Raw genomic sequence first — 16,834 nt, 5'->3', positions numbered from 1 at the left:
GCGGCGTCCGGTTCGGACGCCGCCCCCCTGGTGTGCGCCGACCCGTCACCCGGAGTTCACCATTCCTGTCAACTGCCGCTCTGGCGGGGCAGTTGTATGTCCCCCGTGCTCATGACGCGTCTGTGCACCATGTTTCAGGGGAGGGGAACGTGACCCGTTCACGAAGACTTGCCGCAGTGGCCCTCAGCGGGGCGGTGGCGCTGTCGTGCGCCGTGCTCACCGCGCCCGCGCACGCCGCGCCGAGCGTCGACACACCCGTGGCCACGGTACAGCTGAGCAGCACGCTGCCGACCGAGATCGACTACACCTGGGCGGGATCCTCCGGGTTCCGCTACCGGCTGCCCGAGAACTCGGGAACGCTCCAGTGGGCCGACTACCCGGGTGTCACACCGCCCGCACACGCGGGCCCGGACGACCTGACCACCGGCACCGACGTCATCACCGGCGTCTCCGGCGCCACCGTGAGCCAGCAGCACCGCTCCACCGGCGTGACCGCCACGGTCACCGTCCCGTCCGGCCAGACGTACCGGGCCGCCTCCGGCTGGAGCGTGCTCACCCAGGACGCCGCGGGCGCCCCGCACGTGCTGCGCGCCGCCGCCGACGGCACCACCACCGATCTTCCGGTGACCGGGCTCCCCGACGGCGCCCAGCTCACCGGCACCTTCGTCACCGGCGGCTCGGTGCGCCACCTCGCCGTCGTCTACACCCGCGACGGCGCCACCGACGTGGGGCTCGTGGACCTCGCGGACGGGACCTTCCGTACGTACCTCACCGGCGTCGGCAACTCGCCCCGGATCGTCTTCAACGACCGCTGGGTGGTCAACGGCACCAAGGCGATCCGCGTGGACTCCACCCCCGGCACCGCCCCCAGCACCATCACGGCGTCCTTCCTGGGCGAGGCGCAGGCCGTGGTCGGCGACCAACTCCTCACCGGCAACGCGATGTTCCTGCCCGGCGGCGCCACCCCCGAACTCACGGCCGTCTCGCTCACCGACAACACGGCCCACACACTGCTCGCCAACTCCAAGGGCTCCTTCCTGGCCACTCCGGACGGCGGCGCCCTCGCCACCGCCGGACCGTCGAGCGTCGACTGGCACGTGTACCGGGTCACCCCCGCCGCCGACGGCTCCGCCACCACCGAGAAGGCGCTCGACCTGCCCGCCTGGCAGGCCTCGCTGGACGGCATGACGCTCGCCGGGGGCGAGCTGCTGATGTACGGCAACACGACGCACACCGGCGGCATCTACGGCTTCTACGGCATCCCGCTGGACACCGCCGGCAAGCCCACCGGCCTGCAGTCCCGTCGCGGCCCGCTGCTCCAGGGCTCGACCTGCCCGGGCGGCGACGCCGCGTGCCCGCAGCTCGAAGCACTGGGCGACGGCCGGGTGGCCTACCTGTGGACCGACGCCCAGGGCGAGGAGCACGTCCTGGCCGTCGGGCTCGACGGGACGACCATCGCCGACGAGCCCACCGGCGACGCGGGCGGCCGCATCGGCACCGGCACCGGGCGCTACGTCCTCTACAACGGCGGCACCTCCGGCAGCCAGCGGGTCGCCGACTTCCCGCGCGGCGCCACCGCCGGCGCGACCGCGCTCGACCGCACCCGCACCGCCGCCGCGGTCTGGGGCCAGCGCCTGTGGACCCCCGGCAGCACCCAGGGCACCGTCGTGGCGTACGACCTCAAGGCCAAGAAGAACGTCGCCACCGTCGACACCGGCGCCCCCTGCACGCCCAGCGAGATCCAGGCCGTCAACACCTGGCTGTACTGGAGCTGCGGCTCGGCCGGCCCCGCGGGCGTCTACGACCGTGCCGCGAACCGCGCCATCACCGTTCCGTCCGGGCAAGCCCGCCTCGCCGACGGCTATCTCGTCCGCGAGAACCGCACCACGCACGAGCTGCTGCTCACCGACTTCCACACCGGCACGGCGACCACCCGGACCGTGGCCGTGCTGCCCACCGCGGACCAGAACACCGGCGGCAGCACCGGCCGCTGGGCGGTCGACCGGTTCGGCGGAAACGTCGCCTACCTCACCGACAGGCGTCAGGTGGCGATCGTCACGGCGGGCGTGCCGACCTCGGCGCTCGCCCAGATGGAGGCACAGACCGACCCGCAGCCGGGCGGCCCCACCACCGCGAACCCCTGGCGGCCCGTGTGGCAGCTGAACAAGCCCTCGACCTGGCGGCTGACCCTGAGCAACGCCTCCGGCAACGTCGTGCGCACCCTCGCCGGCGCCTCCACCGCCGCCGCGGTCCGCCCCGCCTGGGACGCCCGTACGGACTCCGGCACCTTCGTTCCGTCCGGCACCTACACCTGGAAGCTGACCGCCGAGCCGCGCGACGGCCAGGGGCCGGCCCTCGCCCTGACCGGTACGACCACGGCCGGCTGAGGGACAGCCGCCCGCGCCCGGGGATACGGTCGGTGCATGAGCATCGACGCGGTGGTCTGGGACATCGACGACACGATCTTCGACTACACGGCCGCGGACCGGGCGGGCATGCGGAACCATCTGGCGGCCGAGGGCCTGCTCGGCGGCGCGTCCGTCGAGCAGGCCCTCGCGCGCTGGCGCGAGGTCACCGACGCGCAGTGGGCGCGGTTCTCGGCGGGTGAGACGGACTGGCAGGGCCAGCGCAGGGAACGCGTCAGGGTGTTCCTGGGGGAGCCGCTGAGCGACACCGAGGCCGACGCCTGGTTCGACCGTTACATCACACACTACGAATCCGCCTGGAGCCTTTTCCCGGACGTCCTGCCCGTCCTGGACAGCCTCGTCGCCAGCCACCGGCACGCGGTCCTGTCCAACTCCAGCCTCCTCGTGCAGGACCGCAAGCTGCGGGTCCTCGGTGTGCACGACCGCTTCGAGGCGATCCTGTGCGCCGCCGAGCTCGGCGTCTCCAAGCCCGCCGCGGCCGCCTTCCACGCGGCCTGCGAAGCCCTGGAACTGCCGCCGCATCGGGTCGCCTACGTCGGTGACCACCCGCAGATCGACGGACGGGGCGCCGCCGAGGCCGGCCTGCTCTCCGTCTGGATCGACCGGGACGGCACTCACGCCGCCGTAGGCGGTCCGCCGACGGGTCCGCACCGGATCGCCTCGCTGGCCGAACTCCCCGCGATCCTCGGCGTCGATACCCGTTTTGGAGCGTCGTCCACCTTCAGGTAATGTTCTTCCTGCGCCGCCGAGAGCGGGCCGAAAGGCCGGAACTCGGAGGCGCTAGCTAAAACAAGATCCCGCGAGGGATTGAGTTTCAGTGGCCTATGGTGTAATTGGCAGCACGACGGTTTCTGGTTCCGTTAGTCTAGGTTCGAGTCCTGGTAGGCCAGCTCGCAGAGCTCATCTGCACATGCGGAGATCAACTCCGCAACGCCCCCGTTGTGTAGCGGCCTAGCACGCTGCCCTCTCACGGCAGTAGCGCCGGTTCGAATCCGGTCGGGGGTACAGATCCTTCCCAGGAAGGCAGTCCGGGTCGCACCCGCTGCCTCTCATGCAGGATCGCTAGGGCCCCCGTTGTGTAGCGGCCTAGCACGCTGCCCTCTCACGGCAGTAGCGCCGGTTCGAATCCGGTCGGGGGTACTGGTCTAGACCATTTAATGGTCTAAACCACCATGGGCTATGGTGTAATTGGCAACACTCCGGTTTCTGGTACCGTCATTCTAGGTTCGAGTCCTGGTAGCCCAGCTCGGATCTGCGGAAACGCAAGATCCAAGGCCCCCGTTGTGTAGCGGCCTAGCACGCCGCCCTCTCAAGGCGGTAGCGCCGGTTCGAATCCGGTCGGGGGTACAGAGTCCTACGGGCCTCCACTTCGGTGGGGGCCCGTAGGCGTTTCCCGGTCGGCCCCGCGCCCCGTCGTGCGGCCCGACGCGCCCGGCCCGTACGACCGCTCACTCGATGCCGTACCGCCGCGCCGACTCCTGCTCCTGCGCCAGCCGGTGCAGCGCCCGCAGCACCGGCTCGAAGAGCACGGCCGAGGCGACCGCGGTCTCCACGCGCTCCGCGTCGGACGTGTGCGTCTCCAGGTAGTCCAGGTCCCGCATCGCCACCTGGTGCATCAACTCCGCGTACGGCGCGAGGAGTTCGGCGTCCCAGGAATAGCCGAGCCGGATCAGCGTGGCCACCGCCGCCACCAGCGAACGGTGCACGGGGCAGCGGGGCGCGAGCTCCCGCGCGGTCTCCCAGCCCAGGTTCGCCAGGAGTTGGTCCACCTCGCGGCGCGCGGACCGGACGGCCGGGTCCTGATCGTCCGGTTCCGGCTCCTGCGGCAGCGCCCACAGAGCCGAGCCCAGCCGGATCGTCCGGCCCAGGGACTCGTCGTCGACGTGCCCGAGAATCTCCCGGGCCGTGGCCACCGGCACCCGGCCCACCTGGATCAGCGCCCGCACCAGCCGCAGCCGGCGCAGATGGCTCTCGTCGTAGTCCGCAGTCGTCGTGTTGACCTGGCGCCCGGGAGTCAACAGCCCTTCCCGCAGGTAGTACTTGATCGTTGCGGTGGACACCCCGCTCCGCTCGCTCAACTCCGACAGTCGCATCTCCTGCGCCCTTCGTTGGGTGGCGCAACTATCCAAGCATGGCGCCATCGGATAGCACCGCTCGCCAATGGAGGGGACGTGAAGGACGGTATGGGAGGCCAAGGAGGGGGCGGCGGGCGGCGGACCGGTTCGCTCTGCGGGTGGTGTGTGGCTGGTCGCGCAGCTCCCCGCGCCCCTGGGCGGGGAGGGGAAGAAGGAAAAGGGGAGGTGTTCGGGGGATGAGCCTGCCGCGGCGTTGAGGCCGGCTCGTCCCCCGGTGTCGTGCTGGACCGGTGTCGTACGGGAGGTGTCGCTCAGCCCGTGCGGCGAAGGGCCTCGGAGAGGCGGGCGGCGGCGTCGATGATCGCCTGGGCGTGCATACGGCCAGGGTGCCGGGTCAGGCGCTCGATCGGACCGGAGACCGAGACGGCGGCGACCACGCGGTTCGAGGGTCCGCGCACCGGCGCGGAGACCGACGCGACGCCCGGCTCGCGCTCGCCGATCGACTGGGCCCAGCCCCGGCGCCGTACGCCCGAGAGCGCCGTGGCGGTGAAGCGGGCGCCCTGGAGACCGCGGTGCAGACGCTCCGGCTCCTCCCAGGCCATCAGGATCTGCGCCGAGGAACCGGCCTTCATCGTGAGCGTCGAGCCGACCGGGACCGTGTCCCGAAGGCCGGACAGGCGCTCGGCCGCGGCGACGCAGATGCGCATGTCGCCCTGGCGGCGGTAGAGCTGGGCGCTCTCGCCCGTGACGTCGCGCAGGTGCGTGAGCACCGGGCCGGCCGTCGCGAGGAGTCGGTCCTCGCCCGCGGCCGCGGCCAGCTCGGCGAGGCGGGGGCCGAGAATGAACCGGCCCTGCATGTCACGCGCCACCATGCGGTGGTGTTCAAGTGCCACGGCGAGGCGATGTGCCGTGGGTCGTGCCAGTCCGGTCGCCGCGACCAGTCCCGCGAGGGTGGCCGGACCGGACTCCAGAGCGCTCAGGACAAGGGCTGCCTTGTCCAGAACGCCGACGCCGCTACTGTTGTCCATGCAACGATACTCGCGTCTCACTCTGTGAAACGCAAGTTCAATTTTCGGTGGAACGCGCCACCCTTGTAGACACAGCGGCCCGCGGACCAACGGGCCCGGTGGAGGGCGTCCGGACGAGGGGTACGGACGTCGCCGCCCCGGAAATCTCTAGTTGGGCCGGCGCCGCACAGGCCGGCCGGAGGGAAAGCGATGGGTAGGACACTCGCGGAGAAGGTCTGGGACGACCATGTCGTCCGGCGCGCCGAGGGCGAGCCCGACCTCCTCTTCATCGATCTGCACCTGCTGCACGAGGTGACCAGCCCGCAGGCCTTCGACGGCCTCCGCCAGGCGGGGCGTCCCGTGCGCCGTCTCGACCTCACCATCGCCACCGAGGATCACAACACCCCGACCCTCGACATCGACAAGCCCATCGCGGACCCGGTCTCCCGGGCCCAGCTGGAGACCCTGCGCAAGAACTGCGCCGAGTTCGGTGTACGACTGCACTCGCTGGGTGACGTCGAGCAGGGCGTCGTCCACGTGGTGGGACCGCAGCTGGGTCTGACCCAGCCCGGCACCACCGTGGTCTGTGGCGACTCCCACACCTCCACGCACGGCGCCTTCGGCGCGCTGGCGTTCGGCATCGGCACCTCGCAGGTCGAGCACGTGCTGGCCACCCAGACGCTGCCGCTGGCCCGCCCCAAGACCATGGCCATCACGGTCGACGGCGAGCTGCCCGACGGCGTCACCGCCAAGGACCTGATCCTGGCGATCATCGCCAAGATCGGTACGGGCGGCGGCCAGGGCTACATCCTGGAGTACCGCGGCTCCGCCATCGAGAAGCTCTCGATGGAAGCCCGGATGACCATCTGCAACATGTCGATCGAGGCCGGCGCCCGCGCGGGCATGATCGCCCCCGACGAGACCACCTTCGCGTACCTCAAGGGCCGCGCGCACGCCCCCGAGGGCGAGGAGTGGGACGCGGCGGTCGCGTACTGGAAGACCCTGAAGACGGACGAGGACGCGGTCTTCGACGCCGAGGTGGTCATCGACGGCCCGTCGCTGGCGCCGTTCGTCACCTGGGGCACCAACCCCGGCCAGGGAGCGCCGCTTTCGGCGTCCGTCCCCGACCCGGCTTCGTACGAAGACGCTTCGGAGCGCCTGGCCGCCGAAAAGGCCCTGGAGTACATGGGGTTGACCGCCGGACAGTCGCTGCGCGACATCAAGGTCGACACCGTCTTCGTAGGTTCCTGCACCAACGGCCGCATCGAGGACCTGCGCGCCGCCGCCGCGATCGTCGGGGGCCGCAAAGTCGCCGACGGCGTACGGATGCTGGTGGTCCCCGGTTCCGCGCGGGTCGGTCTGCAGGCCGTCTCCGAGGGCCTGGACGTGGTCTTCAAGGAGGCCGGCGCCGAATGGCGGCACGCGGGCTGCTCGATGTGTCTGGGCATGAACCCCGACCAGCTGGCCCCCGGTGAGCGCTCCGCGTCCACCTCGAACCGCAACTTCGAGGGCAGGCAGGGCAAGGGCGGCCGTACGCACCTGGTGTCGCCGCAGGTCGCCGCCGCCACCGCCGTACTCGGCCACCTGGCCTCCCCGGCCGATCTCGCCGACTCGTCTGCCGCCCGCACGCCCGCTGGAGTCTGAGAAGTCATGGAAGCATTCATCACGCACACCGGCCGGGCCGTTCCGCTGCGCCGCAGCAACGTCGACACCGACCAGATCATCCCTGCCCACTGGCTCAAGAAGGTGACCAGGGACGGTTTCGAGGACGGGCTGTTCGAGGCCTGGCGCAAGGACTCGTCCTTCATCCTCAACCAGCCCGAGCGCAAGGGCGCCACGGTCCTGGTCGCGGGCCCCGACTTCGGCACCGGCTCCTCGCGCGAGCACGCCGTCTGGGCGCTGCAGAACTACGGTTTCAAGGCCGTCATCTCGTCCCGGTTCGCGGACATCTTCCGGGGCAACTCGCTCAAGAACGGCCTGCTCACGGTGGTTCTGGAGCAGAAGATCGTGGACGCGCTGCAGGAGCTGACGGAGAAGGACCCCGAGGCCGAGATCACGGTCGACCTGGAGGCCCGCGAAGTGCGCGCCGAGGGCATCACCGCCGCCTTCGAGCTCGACGAGAACGCCCGCTGGCGGCTGCTGAACGGGCTGGACGACATCTCCATCACCCTCCAGAACGAGGGCGACATCGCGGAGTACGAGGCCAAGCGGCCGTCGTACAAGCCGAAGACGCTCCAGGTCTGACGCCCGGGTCGCTTCGCGGCTGAGGCAGGGCTGATTTCAGCCACCGCAACACCCCTCTGTACCCCCAATCGTGGACGGTTGGGGGTACAGCTGTGTCTGCCCCCGGACGCCCCCGAAGCGCCCCTTCGGGAGGCTTCAACTCCCCTAGTTACAAAGGAGATTGCCTGGGTAGGCGCCGCTTGGGGGCGCGGTGCTCCGGGACGCTCAGGACCCTCTCCAAGGGCGGCAGTTACCCCCTGGGCAGGCGACAACTCGCCCCAGATGGCACAATCTGTGCATGGAACACGACGGCCAACTCGAGCTCTATGCGGCAGTCGCGGCCCAACTGAAGGAAGCGCACACAAGAGTGCGCGCACTGCAAGTCCCGGAGGGCGTACGGATGGCGCTGACCCGGAAGCTGCTGGTCATTACGGCCGTGGCCAAGCACGATCTCGCCGACGCGACAAGGCGGCTGGAGCGGTTCACCACCGACCTCGACGAGGGTCGATTCCTCGAAGGGGATCGCTGAGGAACTCCGCGACAGCCCGAGTTCGTTGCGGCACAAGGGTGATTAGCCCGTTTCGTGTTTGATTTGCGGTATATATCTGCCTAACGTGCGAAAAAGCTTGAACGCATTCGTTCGGGCAATGTCTCCGAAGGGGAAGACGTGAACAAGGCGCAGCTCGTAGAAGCGATTGCCGACAAGGTCGGCGGGCGTCAGCAGGCCGCCGACGCGGTCGACGCCGTACTGGACGCGATCGTCCGTGCAGTTGTCGGCGGGGACCGGGTCTCGGTCACCGGCTTCGGTTCCTTCGAGAAGGTCGACCGTCCGGCTCGTTACGCCCGTAACCCGCAGACCGGTGAGCGTGTTCGGGTCAAGAAGACCTCTGTGCCGCGCTTCCGCGCCGGTCAGGGCTTCAAGGACCTGGTGAGCGGCTCGAAGAAGCTCCCGCGTGGTGGCGAGGTCGCGGTCAAGAAGGCGCCCAAGGGCAGCCTGACCGGCGGCGCCGCGGCGACCGTGAAGAAGGCCGCGGCCAAGAAGGCCACCACCGCCAAGAGGGCGACGGCCGCGAAGAAGACCACCGCCGCCGTGAAGAAGACGGCCGCGAAGAAGACCACCACCGCGGCGAAGAAGACCACGGCGACCGCCAAGAAGACGACCGCCAAGAAGACCACGGCGACCGCCAAGAAGACCGCGGCGAAGAAGACCACCGCCAAGAAGGCGACCGCCAAGAAGGCCCCGGCGAAGAAGGCGACCGCCAAGAAGGCCCCCGCCAAGAAGTCGGCGGCTCGCAAGACCACCGCCAAGAAGGCCACCGCCCGCTAGAAGCAGGGGCGCAGGGCAACCCACGCGCCGGGCCGGACTCCCACGGGGAGCCCGGCCCGCGGCGTGTCCGGGACCTGGCGCGAGGGCCTGGTCAGAAGGTCTGGAGCGTCACCAGGGTGATCCGGCGGGCCTCGCCGTCGCCCTCGGTCTCGATGCGCACGCGCTGTCCCGGGCGCAGCAGCCTGAGGCCGCCGGCGTCGAACGCCGCGCCGTCGAAGGGCACCGGCGTGCCGTCGTCGAGCAGCACCTGTCCGCTCCGGGTGTCGGGGTCGTAGGTGTACGCGGTCGCCTGCATGCCGAAAGCCTATCCAGTGCCGTTGTGCGCCGCCGCTGGGTCCGGCGGACCGGGCTTCGGCGAACGCCGGTTCATGCGGCTAGGGCCTGTCCGGCGGATCAGGCCGGAGGGAAGCAGCGGCGCCTTGTAAGCATGGGTGAGCGGGGCTTGGTGCGTGCAGCTGCAAGGCGGAGGAGGGCGTCGACGCGATGGGGGTCCCCCCTGCTCGAGCGCAGCCGAGAGCTCGGGGGAGTCGGCTATCGACGACAACGCCGCTGGGGGCACCCCCTGCTCGAAGAGCTTGGGGGAGTGCGCGCCAAGCCCCGCGTCTCCGGTGTGATCCGCTGGACAGGCCCTAGGGGGCGTTCAGGGGCCCGGTTGGCCCGGGATCAGGAGTTTCGCCGCCAGTGTGGCCGTGCGCGGGCCCACTCCCAGGGCGAGGGCCGCGCGCAGATCGTCGCCGGTGTCCACGTCCTGGCGTACGGAATCCACCGCGGTGAGGAGGAGTTCCGTGGCTCCCGAGGCGCGATGGCGGGCTCGGGAATCGGTGCCGAAGGCGGGACGCAATTCCCGGCCGGGAGATGCGGCCAGCAGAGTGGTGCCGATTGCGGCCGCATCGGAGAGAAAAGCACGCGGGAATTCGGCGGCGGCATCGAGTACCCGGGCCAATTCCAGGGGACGCAACGCGGGCAGATCGGCGTTCAGGGCGGCCACTGCGCTTTCGGGACTTCGGGAGCGTACGGCCGCCGTCCCGTGCGCCAGCGCGGCGTTCAGACCGCCGCCCGGCTCGTCCGGCACGATCCACGCCCCCAGCGCGGCCAGCTCCCGCCCGGCCAGCGCGTCGTCCGTGACGACCGCCACATCGCCGACCGCCGCGCAGGCCAGCGCGGCCGCCACGGTGTCCTGCGCGAAGGCGAGGGCGAGTCCGGGGCGTACCGCGTCGGCGGCGGTGTCCGAGAGCCTGCTCTTGGCCCGCGCCAAGGCTTTGAGGGGGATGACCAAGGTCCACTGCACGAGCGCTCCGTTCCTCCCTTGTCGCGCCCATTGTGACCCGGCACCCCTGGCGGTCCGGACGTCGGGGCGTACGGTGTTCTCGACAGACAGGCGGCCTGGGGCGACACTTGTGCGGCCCCCCAGGCCCTAAGAGGAAGGTGTCCGCGTGCCCCGCCGCAGAATCGGCTTCTGGTACCGCTTCGCAGCGGTCCTCTGCAAACCACCACTGGTGGTTCTGATCAAGCGGGACTGGCGCGGAATGGAGAACATTCCGGCTGAGGGCGGATTTATCACCGCGGTGAACCACAATTCGCATGTGGACCCGTTCGCGTATGCCCACTATCAGTACAACACCGGGCGTGTTCCGCGTTTCCTGGCCAAGGCCGGGCTTTTCAGGAAGGGATTCGTGGGGGCCGCGATGCGCGGCACCGGACAGATCCCCGTGTACCGCGAGAGCACCGACGCGCTGAGCGCGTTCCGGGCCGCGATCGACGCCGTGGAGCGCGGCGAGTGCGTCGCGTTCTACCCCGAGGGCACCCTCACCCGCGACCCCGACGGCTGGCCGATGACCGGCAAGACCGGCGCAGCCCGGGTCGCCCTGCAGACCAAGTGTCCGGTGATTCCGGTCGCCCAGTGGGGTGCCAACGAACTGCTGCCGCCGTACGCCAAGAAGCCCAACCTCCTTCCCCGCAAGACCCACCACGTTCTCGCGGGCCCTCCGGTGGACCTGTCACGTTTCTACGACAAGGAAATGAGCCCGGACCTCCTGAAGGAGGCCACCGAGGTCATCATGGCCGCCATCACCGCGCAGCTGGAGGAGCTCCGCGGCGAGAAGGCCCCTGAGACGCGCTACGACCCGCGCCAGGTACGGATCGAACAGCGCAGGCGTACCAGGGCCCAGGAGAAGGCTCAGGAGCGGGCACAGGCCCAGCAGCAGGCACAGGCACAGCAGGAAGAGGGGCAGAGCACGTGAGCAAGCCGGTCAAGGCGGCCGTCTTCGGGACCGGATCGTGGGGTACGGCCTTCGGCATGGTGCTGGCCGACGCGGGGTGCGAGGTCACCCTGTGGGCGCGGCGCGCCGAGCTCGTCGAGGCGGTCAACTCCACGCGTACGAACCCGGACTACCTGCCGGGCGTCGAACTCCCCGAGAACCTACGGGCGACGACCGACGCCGCCGAGGCCGCGCGTGACGCCGACTTCACCGTGCTCGCCGTGCCCTCGCAGACCCTGCGCGGGAACCTCGCCGAGTGGACGCCGCTGCTGGAGCCCGACACGGTCCTGGTCTCCCTCATGAAGGGCGTCGAACTCGGTTCCGCGATGCGGATGAGCGAGGTGATCGAAGACGTCGCCAAGGTCGGCGCCGACCGTATCGCCGTGGTCACGGGACCGAACCTGGCCCGTGAGATCGCCGCCCGGATGCCGGCCGCCGCCGTGGTCGCCTGCACCTCCGAAGCGGTCGCCCAGCGCCTCCAGGCCGCCAGCCACAACCCTTACTTCCGCCCGTACACCAACACCGACGTGGTGGGCTGCGAGCTGGGCGGCGCGGTGAAGAACGTGATCGGTCTCGCCGTCGGCATCGCGGACGGCATGGGCCTGGGCGACAACGCCAAGGGCTCGCTGATCACGCGCGGACTCGCCGAGACCACCCGACTCGGCGTCGTCATGGGCGCCGACCCGCTGACCTTCTCCGGACTCGCGGGCCTCGGCGACCTGGTGGCCACCTGCTCCTCGCCGCTGTCGCGCAACCACACCTTCGGCACCAACCTCGGCAGGGGCATGACCCTCCAGGAGACCATCGCGGTCACCAAGCAGACCGCCGAGGGCGTCAAGTCCTGTGAGTCGGTGCTGGATCTGGCCCGCAGGCACGGCGTCGACATGCCCATCACCGAGACGGTCGTCGGCATCGTCCACGAGGGCAAGTCGCCGGTCGTCGCGGTCAAGGAGCTGATGGGGCGCAGCGCCAAGGCCGAGCGCCGCTGAGGAGCGGCGCCGCGGCGCCGGGAATCTACGCTCCGCAACGGCTCGTACGACGCTGAGCGACCACTCGTGCGACGTTGGACAACGGCCGCGGTGGGGCGCTGACTCAGCGCTGTACCAACGGGTACTCTCAACGCGATATGAGCACCGAGAACCTCCCCCAGAGCCCTGAGCAGCCGCCTCGCAAGCCGCGCGTGGCCGTCGTCTTCGGCGGCCGCAGCTCCGAACACGGGATCTCCGTGGTCACGGCCGGCGCCGTCCTGCGCGCCATCGACCGGACGAAGTACGACGTCCTGCCGATCGGTATCACCCGGGACGGCCGTTGGGCGCTCACCGCCGACGAACCGGACCGGATGGCCATCGTCGACCGGCGCCAGCCGGACGTGGAGCAGCTCGCCGAGTCGAGCGAGGGCGGCGTGATCCTCCCCGTCGACCCGGCCAACCGCGAAGTCGTCTACAGCGAGCCCGGATCGGTCCCCAAGGCCCTGGGCGAGGTCGACGTCGTGTTCCCCGTGCTGCACGGCCCCTACGGCGAGGACGGCACCCTCCAGGGCCTCCTGGAGCTGTCCGGAGTCCCGTACGTCGGTGCGGGTGTGCTCGCCTCGGCCGTCGGCCAGGACAAGGAGTACATGAAGCGGGTGTTCACCTCCTTCGGGCTGTCCGTCGGCCCGTACGTGGTGATCCGGCCCCGTGAGTGGGAGCGCGACGAGTCCGCCGCCCGCAAGAAGATCATCGACTTCGCGGGTGAGCACGGCTGGCCGCTGTTCATCAAGCCCGCGCGCGCGGGCTCCTCGATCGGCATCACCAAGGTCGACTCCCTCGAAGGCCTCGACGAGGCGATCGAGGAGGCCCAGCGCCACGACCCGAAGATCATCGTGGAGGCGCTGCTGCGCGGCCGCGAGATCGAGTGCGGGGTGCTGGAGTTCGAGGACGGTCCGCGCGCCAGCGTGCCCGCCGAGATCCCGCCCGTGCAGTCGCACGCGTACTACGACTTCGAGGCGAAGTACATCGACTCGACGCCCGGTCTCGTGCCCGCCCCGCTGACCCCCGAGCAGACCGCCGAGGTCCAGCGGCTCGCGGTCGACGCGTTCGAGGCCGCCTCCTGCGAGGGCCTGGTGCGCGCGGACTTCTTCCTCACCGAGGACGGCGAGTTCGTGATCAACGAGATCAACACCATGCCGGGCTTCACGCCCATCTCCATGTACCCGAAGATGTGGGAGGCGAGTGGCGTGGCCTACCCGGAGCTGGTGGACCGCCTGATCGGGGCGGCGCTGCGCCGCCCGACGGGGCTTCGGTAGACCTGGGGCACCGGGGGTCCGCTCCAGGGCACACGCCCCCGCGCGCACGTGTGTACGTCAGTCGGCGATCCCTTCGGGGATCGCCTTCTTGATGGGCGCGGCCAGGTCGACGAGCGCGTTCGACCCGTCCCGCTGGACCCACTTCTTGGGCACGCTGACCTCGACGTACGCGCGCCGCAGGCTCGTGGTGAAGCGGTACGACCCGTCGTCCTGCTTCTCCATGAGCCAGCCGACGCCGTTCACCTCGCCGCTGAGCGCGTTCTGGTCGCTCATCTTCGCGGGTCGTTCGACACCGCAGCGCAGTATGATCGCCGGGCTTCCCCAGCCCGCGGTCAGCGCGGACCGGGGCTCGGGATCGTTCCGGTCGAGGCCGTCGATCTTCTTCGGCAGCACCTTGTCCAGGTTCTGACACAGCCCGGTGACCTTCGCCCCCGGGCTGGGAACCGCGGCCGATCCGCCGTCGTCTGCTGAGGAGCAGCCTGTGGCGGCGATCAACAGGGCGAGAACGGACAGCCCGTAGAGAGCGGTGTGCCGGTGACGGGAGAAGTTCACCGGCCAAGGGTAGACGGGGGCTAGAGGTGCACCACCGGGCAGGTCAGCGTACGGGTGATGCCGTCCACTTGCTGGACTTTCGCGACCACCATGCGGCCGAGTTCGTCGACCGTATCGGCCTGGGCGCGCACGATCACGTCGTACGGTCCTGTCACGTCCTCGGCCTGGATCACCCCCGGGATCTTGCTGATCGTCTCGGCGACGGTCGACGCTTTGCCGACCTCCGTCTGGATCAGGATGTACGCCTGTACCACGGAACCTCCAGGGCGGCCACGAGGATCATGTGGGGAAAAGGAACGCCACGGTATCGCGTCGCCGCTCGCCACGGGGAGACCCGCGGTGGCTGGGGCTTGCGCGCCGGGGTGCACGGACTGCACAAGTTGACGGTCAACTCGACCGTACCGAGTACAGAGACGGCTCGCGACCGGGCACGGGTAGCGGCAGAGGGAGCAGTACGATCATGAAGGGCACCGTGGGCGAGTTGGGGGAGTTCGGGCTCATCAAGGAGCTCACTTCGCGTCTCACCACCACCCCGGCGGTCCGGGTCGGCCCCGGCGACGACGCCGCGGTGGTGGCCGCGCCCGACCGCAGAGTAGTGGCGAGCACCGACATCCTCCTGGAGGGGCGGCACTTCCGCCGTGACTGGTCCACGGCGTACGACGTCGGGCGCAAGGCGGCCGCGCAGAACCTCGCGGACATCGCCGCGATGGGCGCCGTACCGACCGCGCTGCTGCTCGGTCTGGTCGTCCCGGCCGAACTCCCGGCCACCTGGCCCTCCGAGATGATGGACGGGCTGCGCGACGAGTGCCAGGTCGCGGGCGCGTCCGTGGTCGGCGGCGATGTCGTGCGCGGTGACACCATCATGATCTCGATCACCGCGCTCGGCGATCTGCGCAACCACGAGCCGGTCACCCGGGGCGGCGCCCAGCCCGGCGACGTGATCGCCGTGACGGGCTGGCTGGGCTGGTCCGCGGCCGGGCACGCGGTGCTCTCCCGCGGCTTCCGCTCACCGCGCGCCTTCGTCGAGGCCCACCGCCGCCCCGAGCCGCCGTACCACGCGGGCCCGGCCGCCGCCGGGCTGGGCGCGACGGCGATGTGCGACGTGAGTGACGGGCTGATCGCCGACCTGGGTCACATCGCCGAGGCGAGCAAGGTGCGCATCGACATCCGTTCGGGCGCGATCGACATCCCCTCCCAGATGAACGACATCGGCCAGGCCGTCGGCGTCGACCCCATCCAATGGGTGCTGACCGGCGGGGAGGACCACGCGATCGTGGCGGCCTTCCCGCCGGACGTGAAGCTGCCCGCGCGCTGGAAGGTGATCGGCGAGGTCCTCAACCCCTCGGCGCTGCCCCAGGTCACGGTGGACGGCGCGCCCTGGACCAGCAAGGGCGGTTGGGACCACTTCGGGGACATCGAGGCGTAGCCGCCCATCCCGTCAGGCGGGGTATTCGCGGAGTTTGATGCCGGTGGCCGCCTTCTCGGTGAGCTTCTTGAAGAAGCCCGCCAGGAGGCGGGAGCTGAGCAGCCGGTACGCGCGGTCCCGGCTGCGGATCCGCCGCTCGGTCGGTGGCGCGAAGAACCGCCCCGCGTTGCCCGAGATCTTCTGGCAGCCCTTGGCGAAGTCCCGGACGCGGGTCTCGTACTCGGCGAAGGCGGTGCGGTGGTCGCCGCCCGCGAGGGCCAGCTCGCCGGCCAGGACGTACGCCCCCACGATCGCCACTCCGGTGCCCATGCCGCCCATCGTGGCCCCGTACCCGGCGTCCCCGAGCAGCACCACGCGCCCCTGGGTGAGCCGTTCGACATGGGTCTGGGCGATCGCGTCGAAGTACAGGTCGCCGGCCCGCTCCAGGGCCTTGAGGACCCCCGGGGTCTCCCAGCCCATCCCCGCGAACCGTGCCGCCAGGATCCGCTTCTGCGCGGCCACGTCACGGCGGTCGAACTCCAGCTTCTCGGACCGGAAGACGAGCAGCGCGCCCGCCCGGTCCGGGTCGCCGTCGTAGTTACCGACGACCACCGCCCGCCCCGGCTCGCTGTACAGCCGCCCGGTGCGGTCGAGCCCCAGGTCGTTGGGGACGCCGAAGGCCGCCACGTAGTGGTCGAGGAAGCGCAGGTGGCGGGACTCCTCACCGAAGACGAGTCGACGGGTGAGGGAGTGCAGTCCGTCGGCGCCCACGACGAGGTCGAAGCGGCGCGGGACGCCGTGCTCGAAGGTCACGTCGACGCCTTCCGGGGTCTCGGCGAGGGTGGCGATCGAGTCCCCGAAGACGTACTCCACCCTGTCCTTGGTGCGTTCGTACATGATCCGCGCCAGCTCACCGCGGAAGATCTCCACGTCGCCGCTCATCATCTCGGCCGGCAGGTCCACGCGCGGGGTGCCGTCGGCGTCGACGACGCTCTGCCGGCCCATGTGTGTCTGATGGGCGTGGATCTCGTCCCAGATGCCCATGGCGGTCAGGACGGTCCGGTGGACGTGCCCCCGGAAGTCGACCGCGAATCCGCCGGGCCGCAGGTCGGGTGCCTTCTCGACGACGGTGACGCGGGCGCCGTACCGGATCAGGTTGAGGGCGAGGGCGGGACCCGCGACGCTGGCGCCGGAGACGAGGACGTGGAGGTGGGCGAGTTTCCCCGCCAGGTTCTGCGCCGGGTTCTCCGCCATGTTCCGTGGCGTGTTCTGTGTCG

Annotated in this window: 17 protein-coding genes and 5 tRNA genes; 15 read left to right on the top strand and 7 right to left on the bottom strand. The window is 70.4% G+C overall.

Translation table 11 applies throughout. The features are described 5' to 3' along the window. Positions 1 to 149 precede the first annotated feature (149 nt). The 7 genes from ACZ7M3_RS30435 (at position 150) to ACZ7M3_RS30405 (ending at position 3,773) form a co-directional block, all read left to right on the top strand. Positions 150 to 2,387: a FlgD immunoglobulin-like domain containing protein gene (locus tag ACZ7M3_RS30435; RefSeq protein ID WP_472067220.1), complete on the top strand. Its 2,238-nt coding sequence runs from the start codon at positions 150 to 152 to the stop codon at positions 2,385 to 2,387. A gap of 36 nt (positions 2,388 to 2,423) precedes the next feature. Further along, on the top strand, positions 2,424 to 3,155 hold the full coding sequence (locus ACZ7M3_RS30430; protein ID WP_472067218.1) for an HAD family hydrolase: 732 nt from the start codon (positions 2,424 to 2,426) through the stop codon (positions 3,153 to 3,155). A gap of 89 nt (positions 3,156 to 3,244) precedes the next feature. Then, positions 3,245 to 3,316 (top strand) — tRNA-Gln (locus ACZ7M3_RS30425). Positions 3,317 to 3,358: 42 nt separating this feature from the next. Continuing rightward, positions 3,359 to 3,431 (top strand) — tRNA-Glu (locus ACZ7M3_RS30420). A gap of 62 nt (positions 3,432 to 3,493) precedes the next feature. Next, a tRNA-Glu gene (locus ACZ7M3_RS30415) sits at positions 3,494 to 3,566 on the top strand. A 33-nt stretch (positions 3,567 to 3,599) separates the two neighbouring features. Continuing rightward, positions 3,600 to 3,671, top strand: a tRNA-Gln gene (locus tag ACZ7M3_RS30410). Between the two features lie 29 nt (positions 3,672 to 3,700). Next, positions 3,701 to 3,773 (top strand) — tRNA-Glu (locus ACZ7M3_RS30405). A gap of 101 nt (positions 3,774 to 3,874) precedes the next feature. Here ACZ7M3_RS30405 and ACZ7M3_RS30400 read toward each other — a convergent pair. Both ACZ7M3_RS30400 and ndgR read right to left on the bottom strand, forming a co-directional pair. Continuing rightward, positions 3,875 to 4,519 (bottom strand): MerR family transcriptional regulator, encoded by a 645-nt coding sequence (locus tag ACZ7M3_RS30400; protein ID WP_472067216.1) that lies wholly within the window; start codon positions 4,517 to 4,519, stop codon positions 3,875 to 3,877. Between the two features lie 293 nt (positions 4,520 to 4,812). Continuing rightward, positions 4,813 to 5,529: an IclR family transcriptional regulator NdgR gene (gene ndgR, locus ACZ7M3_RS30395; protein WP_055634332.1), complete on the bottom strand. Its 717-nt coding sequence runs from the start codon at positions 5,527 to 5,529 to the stop codon at positions 4,813 to 4,815. A 189-nt stretch (positions 5,530 to 5,718) separates the two neighbouring features. Between ndgR and leuC the strand changes: the two genes are divergently transcribed. From leuC to ACZ7M3_RS30375, 4 genes are all read left to right on the top strand, one after another. Further along, the gene (gene leuC / locus ACZ7M3_RS30390) at positions 5,719 to 7,152 is read left to right on the top strand and encodes a 3-isopropylmalate dehydratase large subunit (protein ID WP_472067214.1); all 1,434 of its coding nucleotides are present in this window, start codon (positions 5,719 to 5,721) and stop codon (positions 7,150 to 7,152) included. A 6-nt stretch (positions 7,153 to 7,158) separates the two neighbouring features. After that, positions 7,159 to 7,752, top strand: a complete 594-nt coding sequence (gene leuD / locus ACZ7M3_RS30385; protein WP_095852419.1) for a 3-isopropylmalate dehydratase small subunit — start codon at positions 7,159 to 7,161, stop codon at positions 7,750 to 7,752. 277 nt (positions 7,753 to 8,029) lie between these two features. Further along, positions 8,030 to 8,260: an SCO5555 family protein gene (locus ACZ7M3_RS30380; RefSeq protein ID WP_054235400.1), complete on the top strand. Its 231-nt coding sequence runs from the start codon at positions 8,030 to 8,032 to the stop codon at positions 8,258 to 8,260. Between the two features lie 138 nt (positions 8,261 to 8,398). Then, positions 8,399 to 9,058, top strand: coding sequence for an HU family DNA-binding protein (locus ACZ7M3_RS30375; RefSeq protein ID WP_095852417.1), 660 nt, complete (start codon positions 8,399 to 8,401; stop codon positions 9,056 to 9,058). 91 nt (positions 9,059 to 9,149) lie between these two features. On the opposite strand, the gene ACZ7M3_RS30370 is transcribed toward ACZ7M3_RS30375, so the two are convergent. After that, the gene (locus ACZ7M3_RS30370; RefSeq protein WP_054235398.1) at positions 9,150 to 9,353 is read right to left on the bottom strand and encodes a hypothetical protein; all 204 of its coding nucleotides are present in this window, start codon (positions 9,351 to 9,353) and stop codon (positions 9,150 to 9,152) included. A 345-nt stretch (positions 9,354 to 9,698) separates the two neighbouring features. Next, positions 9,699 to 10,346 carry a 2-phospho-L-lactate guanylyltransferase gene (gene cofC, locus ACZ7M3_RS30365; protein WP_472067211.1) on the bottom strand — a complete coding sequence of 216 codons (648 nt, stop codon included), beginning with the start codon at positions 10,344 to 10,346 and terminating at the stop codon, positions 9,699 to 9,701. Positions 10,347 to 10,491: 145 nt separating this feature from the next. On the opposite strand from cofC, the gene ACZ7M3_RS30360 reads away from it, so the two are divergent. The 3 genes from ACZ7M3_RS30360 (at position 10,492) to ACZ7M3_RS30350 (ending at position 13,600) form a co-directional block, all read left to right on the top strand. After that, the gene (locus ACZ7M3_RS30360; protein WP_472067209.1) at positions 10,492 to 11,298 is read left to right on the top strand and encodes a lysophospholipid acyltransferase family protein; all 807 of its coding nucleotides are present in this window, start codon (positions 10,492 to 10,494) and stop codon (positions 11,296 to 11,298) included. After that, positions 11,295 to 12,305: an NAD(P)H-dependent glycerol-3-phosphate dehydrogenase gene (locus ACZ7M3_RS30355; protein ID WP_095852415.1), complete on the top strand. Its 1,011-nt coding sequence runs from the start codon at positions 11,295 to 11,297 to the stop codon at positions 12,303 to 12,305. Before ACZ7M3_RS30360 ends, ACZ7M3_RS30355 begins: the two co-directional genes overlap by 4 nt. Before the next feature lie 137 nt (positions 12,306 to 12,442). After that, positions 12,443 to 13,600: a D-alanine--D-alanine ligase family protein gene (locus tag ACZ7M3_RS30350; RefSeq protein WP_054235394.1), complete on the top strand. Its 1,158-nt coding sequence runs from the start codon at positions 12,443 to 12,445 to the stop codon at positions 13,598 to 13,600. A 57-nt stretch (positions 13,601 to 13,657) separates the two neighbouring features. On the opposite strand, the gene ACZ7M3_RS30345 is transcribed toward ACZ7M3_RS30350, so the two are convergent. Beyond that, positions 13,658 to 14,152 (bottom strand): DUF3515 domain-containing protein, encoded by a 495-nt coding sequence (locus ACZ7M3_RS30345; protein ID WP_472067207.1) that lies wholly within the window; start codon positions 14,150 to 14,152, stop codon positions 13,658 to 13,660. A gap of 20 nt (positions 14,153 to 14,172) precedes the next feature. Next, on the bottom strand, positions 14,173 to 14,406 hold the full coding sequence (locus tag ACZ7M3_RS30340) for an Lrp/AsnC family transcriptional regulator (RefSeq protein ID WP_028802415.1): 234 nt from the start codon (positions 14,404 to 14,406) through the stop codon (positions 14,173 to 14,175). A 206-nt stretch (positions 14,407 to 14,612) separates the two neighbouring features. Between ACZ7M3_RS30340 and ACZ7M3_RS30335 the strand changes: the two genes are divergently transcribed. Beyond that, entirely contained in the window at positions 14,613 to 15,578 is a 966-nt protein-coding gene (locus ACZ7M3_RS30335) for a thiamine-phosphate kinase (protein WP_351304271.1), read from the top strand. Positions 15,579 to 15,590: 12 nt separating this feature from the next. On the opposite strand, the gene ACZ7M3_RS30330 is transcribed toward ACZ7M3_RS30335, so the two are convergent. Continuing rightward, the gene (locus ACZ7M3_RS30330) at positions 15,591 to 16,811 is read right to left on the bottom strand and encodes an FAD-dependent monooxygenase (RefSeq protein WP_472067300.1); all 1,221 of its coding nucleotides are present in this window, start codon (positions 16,809 to 16,811) and stop codon (positions 15,591 to 15,593) included. Positions 16,812 to 16,834 lie beyond the last annotated feature (23 nt).

The organism is Streptomyces sp. NPDC111656, assembly GCF_055656965.1.
The sequence above is the reverse complement of the archived record's forward strand: the minus strand, read 5'-3'. Positions and strand labels throughout refer to the sequence as shown.